Origin of the sequence: Amphibacillus sediminis NBRC 103570, assembly GCF_001552275.1 — a bacterium.
GTDB lineage: Bacteria > Bacillota > Bacilli > Bacillales > Amphibacillaceae > Amphibacillus_B > Amphibacillus_B sediminis.
Genome location: NZ_BCQW01000048.1, coordinates 1 through 6963, shown reverse-complemented (window position 1 = coordinate 6963; position 6963 = coordinate 1). Strand labels below are relative to the sequence as shown.

The 6963-nt window shown below is 39.9% G+C and carries 4 protein-coding genes; 1 reads left to right on the top strand and 3 read right to left on the bottom strand.

The window, feature by feature from the left end; translation table 11 throughout:
* Positions 1 to 59 precede the first annotated feature (59 nt).
* From ASE01S_RS15020 to gltC, 3 genes are all read right to left on the bottom strand, one after another.
* The gene (locus ASE01S_RS15020) at positions 60 to 575 is read right to left on the bottom strand and encodes a GNAT family N-acetyltransferase (protein ID WP_083512174.1); all 516 of its coding nucleotides are present in this window, start codon (positions 573 to 575) and stop codon (positions 60 to 62) included.
* Positions 576 to 830: 255 nt separating this feature from the next.
* The gene (msrA, locus tag ASE01S_RS15015; RefSeq protein WP_067844292.1) at positions 831 to 1352 is read right to left on the bottom strand and encodes a peptide-methionine (S)-S-oxide reductase MsrA; all 522 of its coding nucleotides are present in this window, start codon (positions 1350 to 1352) and stop codon (positions 831 to 833) included.
* A gap of 14 nt (positions 1353 to 1366) precedes the next feature.
* On the bottom strand, positions 1367 to 2278 hold the full coding sequence (gene gltC, locus ASE01S_RS15010) for a glutamate biosynthesis transcriptional regulator GltC (protein ID WP_067844291.1): 912 nt from the start codon (positions 2276 to 2278) through the stop codon (positions 1367 to 1369).
* 125 nt (positions 2279 to 2403) lie between these two features.
* On the opposite strand from gltC, the gene gltB reads away from it, so the two are divergent.
* Entirely contained in the window at positions 2404 to 6963 is a 4560-nt protein-coding gene (gene gltB / locus ASE01S_RS15005; RefSeq protein ID WP_067844288.1) for a glutamate synthase large subunit, read from the top strand.

Here is a 6963-nt window from a genome sequence, read left to right as displayed (position 1 = left end):
CAGTACGGAAGTTCTTTTTTTGTCCTTTTTTTGCTAACCCTAGGACTGATTACTAATAGTTATGGACTGAATATATTATTATAGGCTACTTGAGCTATTTGCTTTTCACCATTTTTTTCAAAGATTTTATCGATTTGCATACCCATTTTCTTTGCTACCATTTGTGATGGGATATTTTTTAGTGTGGTGTAAGAATATATTTTGGAGTAACCGAGAATCTTAAAAGCATAATTTTTACAGGCAATGGCAGCTTCTGTTGCAAATCCTTGATTCCAATAACACTTTATAATATGAAAACCAATCTCAGCTACTGTCTCCTCTTCAATTTTTTGCATTGTGATGCCACAGTCCCCAATAAATTGATCTCCATCTTTTAAAATGACTGCCCATAATCCGTGGTTGTATCTTTTATAATTATTTTGATTCCATTGAATCCACTTTTTCACCTTTTCTTTGCTGAATGGCTCTGGATAGTATTGCATAGCATCTGGATCAGAAAGAACCTTTGCCAACTCTGGTGCATCCTCGCAGACTAGTTCCCTTAAATACAGCCGTTCGGTTTCAATTTTTTTCACAATGATCATCCTTTTCAATATTCTTGATTAGCGGTACTGATCGTGGACAAAGCATTAAGATTTTGACAACCTTGCAAGAATGCTTTTTCTATGCTGGATTTAGTTTTGCAATCACTTTAATAATAATTGCTTATTTGCATGGTTGAAGCTAAACTGAGACACTATCTACCTAACTAAAAATTCACGGAATAAAAGACAAATTAAGGACAGGGCATAATATAATGTCCTGTCCTAGCGATAAAATGACTCTCTAACTTACCAATTTTCCTTAATAAACGTGTCCCGTCCAGATTTTTCTCGATCAATTAAATATTCCTGTTGGTTTTTTTTGTAAAAGTCCTGATGATATTCCTCGGCAGGGTAAAACAAATTAGCGGGTAAAATTTTAGTGACAATGGGTTTTTTGAAACGCCCACTTGCTTCCAATTCCGCTTTAGATTGTTCAGCTAATCGCTTTTGCTCGTCATCATGATAGAAAATAGCTGTCCGGTATTGTGGACCTCGGTCATGAAATTGTCCATCTGGATCAGTAGGGTCTATTTGTGGCCAATATAACGCTAAGATTTGTTGATAGCTTATTTTATCCGGATCATATTTAATTTGAACAGCTTCATAGTGACCGGTTTGACCGGTTTTTACATCTTTGTAGCTTGGATTTGCTAAAGTACCACCTGTATAGCCTGAGATAACAGCATGGACACCATCCCATTGATTAAATGGTTTAACCATACACCAGAAGCAGCCACCAGCAAATGTAGCATAAGCTATGTTCGTCATATTCATACTCCTATCTATTCTTGTTCTAGTCTTGGATAGTGTTCAGTAAAGTAGTTAATCACAAATTGATAAAAAACCTTTTCAGATGGGGCGAGGTCTCGATGCTTTGGCGTAATCATTCCAACACTGCGCTTTAAATCTGGGCTACTTATCGGGATTTTAACTGTATAATTTGAACTATATTCACCGATTGCACTCTCAGGTAAAAGTGTAATGCCAATACCAGCAGCGACAAGTCCTTTAATGGCATCCAAGTCTTCTCCCTCTGTTGTAACATGTGGTTGAAAGCCAACGGAGTGACAAGCATCGAGAACAAGCTTCTCAAAAATATAGCCACTTGGAAAAAGAACAAAATCCTCATCCTTTAGTTCTGTAAGGTATACACTTTTGCGTTTTGACAAGCGATGATTGTTAGGTGTGAGTAAATACATTTTCTCATAAAACAGGATATCACCATTTATATGTGGATCATCGGTAATGACGGGACCAATAAAGGCAATGTCTAATTCACGGTCTTTGATTGCATCAATTAGAAAATTATATGCCCCTTGCCTTAATTGAAAATGAATGTTCGGGTAGGCAGCTTTAAATTCAGCAAGTAAGTGTGGCAGCAGGCTGCTGGCTAAGCTTGTTGGAAAGCCAATTTTAATGGACCCACGTTCAGGGTCAATATATTCATCCATTTGCTTTTTTGCGTAATCAATCGCCTTCATCGCTTCCTTCGCATGGGCTAAAAAAATTTTGCCGATCGGGAGTAGCTTGACATTTCGACCTTCACGCTCAAATAACTGAACGCCCAGTTCGTTTTCGAGATTAGCGATTTGTCGACTAATCGCTGATTGCGCAACATGTAAGTGTACAGCTGCTTCTGAAACATGCTCACGCTCAGCGACCTCGATAAAATATTTCAACTGTCTAAATTCCAACTTCATCCCCCCACATTTATTAATCTACATATTAGATTATATTCATTGTTATTATATATTGTATATATAAATCGCAAAACATACAATAGGGTTAGACATAAAAATTATTTTTGGGGGCGTATTTCATGAAATTCAATCAAATGGCTGAAGCACAAGGGCTTTATCAGCCACAATTTGAGCACGATAATTGTGGTATTGGTTTGTATGCCCACATTAAAGGACACCAAACACATGATATCGTAAAACAAGGGATTCACATGTTAACAAAGCTTGATCACCGGGGTGGTCAGGGAAGTGACCCGGATACCGGAGATGGTGCTGGATTAATGGTTCAAATCCCTGATGCATTTTTCCGTAAAGTTGTACCAGAGTTTGACCTTCCTGAAGTAGGAAGATATGGAGTCGGAATGATCTTTTTTTCACAGAATGATAGAAAACAAAGCGAATGGGAAAGTCAAATCAATCACTTTATTGAAAGTGAAGGCCAAATCGTCATAGGCTGGAGAACTTCGCCTACAAATGTCAGAAAAATCGGAAAAAAGGCCAGAGAAACAGCTCCTATTGTACGACAGGTTTTTATAAAAGCAAACGAGGAGCTTAATGATACGCTGAGCTTTGAGCGTAAGCTATATGTTATTCGTAAGCAAGCTGAACAGCTAGCTAAACGTCACGATGATGCCTTTTACTTTCCGAGCTTTTCAAGTCAAACCATTGTTTATAAAGGATTGTTAACACCAGAGCAGGTTGATCAGTTTTACCTCGATTTACAGGATCCTGATTTTGTATCTGCTTTTTCTCTTGTCCATTCACGCTTTAGTACCAATACATTTCCCAGCTGGGAGCGAGCGCATCCCAACCGTTATCTGATTCACAATGGTGAAATTAACACGTTACGTGGTAATGTAAACTGGATGCGAGCAAGAGAGAAACAATTTGTATCTGATGCTTTTGGTGATGATCTGAAAAAGGTGATACCTATCCTAAATGCCGAAGGTAGTGATTCTTCTGTTTTAGATAATGCTTTAGAGTTTTTCATCTTAGCAGGAAGAAAACCTGCCCATGCGGCTATGATGTTGATACCTGAGCCATGGGAGCACAACACTAATATGTCTATGGAGAAACGGGCATTTTATCAATACCATAGCTGTTTGATGGAACAATGGGATGGACCTACTTCGATTACATTTACAAATGGTAAACAAATTGGTGCTATTCTAGACCGTAATGGCCTAAGACCAGCACGTTATTATGTAACGAAAGATGATTATATCATTTATGCTTCTGAAACAGGTGTCATTAAGATTGACGAAGAAAATGTAGCATTAAAGGATCGCTTAAGTCCAGGCAAAATGCTACTAATTGACTTAGAGGAAGGAAGAATTATCTCTGATCAAGAGATTAAAGACGAAATAGTTAACGCAGAACCATATCAAGAATGGCTTGATGAAGAGGTTGTGACACTGACTGATCGACCAGTGAGTCTTAAGATTAAACCTATAGAGCAATTACTAGAACGCCAAATCGCTCATGGTTACACGACTGAGGATATTGAGAAATACTTGCTTCCACTTTTGGTAAATGGCAAGGATCCAATCGGCGCGATGGGAAATGATACACCTCTAGCCGTATTGTCAAATCGTCCGCAATCTTTATTTAACTATTTTAAGCAGCTCTTTGCTCAAGTGACTAACCCACCAATTGATGCCTATCGCGAGCAAATTGTCACGTCAACATTAACGTGGTTGGGCACAGAAGGGGATATCCTTCATCCAACTGCAAAGAATAGTCGCCGTATTCGTTTGGCAACGCCAATTTTATCAAATGAGCAACTAGAAGAATTAAAGAATTTAGAAGATGAAGGATTTAGAGCTAGGGAAATAAATAGCTTATTTACAGATGATTTGAGTGCAGGATTAACGAGATTACATCAGCAAGCAGAATCAGCAATTGCTGAAGGTGCTAATTTAATCCTATTAACGGATCGTTATATGAATGAAGATCAAGTCGCTATCCCTTCGTTGCTAGCTGTTAGTAGTCTGCATCAATATCTCGTTAGACAAGGCATTCGGACCAAAGCTAGTCTAATTGTCGAATCTGGTGAAGCTAGAGAAGTACATCATTTTGCCGCCTTAATTGGCTACGGTGCAGATGCGATTACGCCATACCTTGTTTACGAGACTTACCTATCGGAAATTTTGTCAGATAATCTTACAATTGAATATCATCATGCTGTCAATCGTTACATTGAGATCGTGACAGAGGGTGTCATCAAGGTGATGTCAAAAATGGGAATATCAACAATTCAAAGCTACCGTGGCGCACAAATTTTTGAAGCTGTAGGTATTGGTCAACAAGTCATTGATGAGCACTTTACTGGAACAGCTTCACAAATTGATGGGATAGATTTAGCCACAATTGCCTTAGAAGCAAAAATGCGCCATCAAACAGGTTATCAAGATGCAGTTGATAAGTCTTTAGACTCTGGAAGTGATTTTCAATGGCGTAAGGTGGGCGAACACCATGCTTACAATCCGTTAACCTTGCATAAATTGCAATGGGCTGCTCGAAGAGGGGATTATCAACTGTTTAAGGAGTTTACTCAGGCAGTTAATGAAGAACAAATAGGTTTTCTTCGTCATTTATTTACCTTTAAAAAGCGAGAGGCTATCGATATAGCTGAGGTAGAATCAGTGGATTCAATTGTAAAACGTTTTAAAACGGGTGCGATGTCTTTTGGCTCTATAAGCCAAGAAGCTCATGAGGCATTAGCGATTGCCATGAACCGTTTAGGTGGCAAGAGCAATAGTGGTGAAGGAGGCGAAGATCCACGACGGTACCATCCTGATCAGAATGGAGACTGGAGAAGAAGTGCGATTAAGCAAATAGCATCGGCACGATTTGGTGTCGACTGTCACTATCTAGTAAATGCTGATGAACTTCAGATTAAAATTGCACAAGGAGCAAAGCCGGGGGAAGGAGGTCAGCTTCCGGGACAGAAAGTTTATCCGTGGGTAGCTGATGTTCGAAATTCGACAACAGGGGTAGATTTAATCTCGCCACCTCCACACCACGATATTTACTCCATTGAAGATTTAGCCCAGCTTATACATGATCTGAAGAATGCCAATCGAGATGCTCGGATTAGTGTCAAGCTAGTAGCGAAGTCTGGTGTTGGAACCATTGCATCAGGCGTAGCTAAAGGGAATGCTGATGTGATTTCTGTCGTGGGCTATGATGGCGGAACAGGAGCATCACCAAAAACCAGTATCAAGCATGCTGGTTTACCTTGGGAGCTTGGCCTAGCTGAAACACATCAAACATTACTACTAAACGATTTGCGTGAACGTGTCGTTTTAGAAACGGATGGTAAATTACTCACTGGAAGAGATGTAGTATTGGCTACTTTGTTAGGCGCAGAGGAATACGGATTTGCTACCGCACCACTTGTTATTTTAGGCTGTGTCATGATGCGTGTTTGTCATTTAGATACGTGTCCGGTAGGTGTTGCAACACAAAATCCAGAGCTACGGAAAAAGTTCACCGGCGACCCGGATCATGTTGTTAACTTTATGCGCTTTGTTGCAAAGGAAGTAAGAGAAATTATGGCAGAGCTCGGTTTTAAAACGATCGATGAAATGGTTGGGCGAACAGACGTATTAGCTATCCATGATCGTGCCAAACAGCACTGGAAGGCCAAACAATTAGATCTTGGACGGATCATGTATCAGCCGAAGGGACCTGTACGCTTAAATAAAACGGAGCAAAATCATAAGATTGATCGATCTTTAGATATGACAAAGCTATTACCTGCTGTTAATTATGCTATAACGACTGGAGAGCCGGTTGAAATCAACGCATCAATTACTAATATTAATCGGGTGACAGGTACAATAATTGGAAGTGAGATTTCTAAACAATATGGTGCAAAAGGATTGCCGGAGGATACCATAAAGATTAATTTTACTGGATCAGCGGGCCAAAGCTTCGGTGCGTTTATTCCTAAAGGGATGACGTTAACTTTAGCCGGGGATGCCAATGACTATGTTGGTAAAGGGTTATCCGGTGGAAAGTTAATCGTTAAAGCACCAGCTGAAGCGACGTTTAATGCAAGCGAGAATGTCATTGCCGGAAATGTCTCATTCTATGGAGCAACCGATGGAGAAGCCTATATCAATGGGTATGCAGGCGAACGATTTGCCGTTCGCAATAGTGGAGCCACTATAGTCGTTGAGGGTGTTGGTGATCACGGCTGTGAGTATATGACAGGTGGTCGAGTTGTCGTGCTTGGCTCAGTAGGCAAAAACTTTGCTGCTGGCATGTCTGGTGGAGTTGCCTATGTGTTTACTGAGCAGCGGGAGCGATTCATTGAACAAGCGAATGCAGAGTTGGTAGAATTTGAGTCTTTTGTTGACTACGAAGAGATTAGCTTTGTCAAAGGGCTTATTCAAAAACATTATGCCTATACTCATTCAACCCGCGCAGAAAAAGTACTTAGCCAATGGGATCAATCGATCGCCCAATTTGTTAAGGTTATTCCACGTGACTACAAAGACATTACACAAACCATTCGCTCATTCATTGCTGCGGGTTATTCAAGTGAAGAGGCGAATATGAAGGCTTTTCAATTAAAAAAAGAAAACAAATTAGCTGAATACATGCGTAATCAAGAAGTAATAGCTCAATAG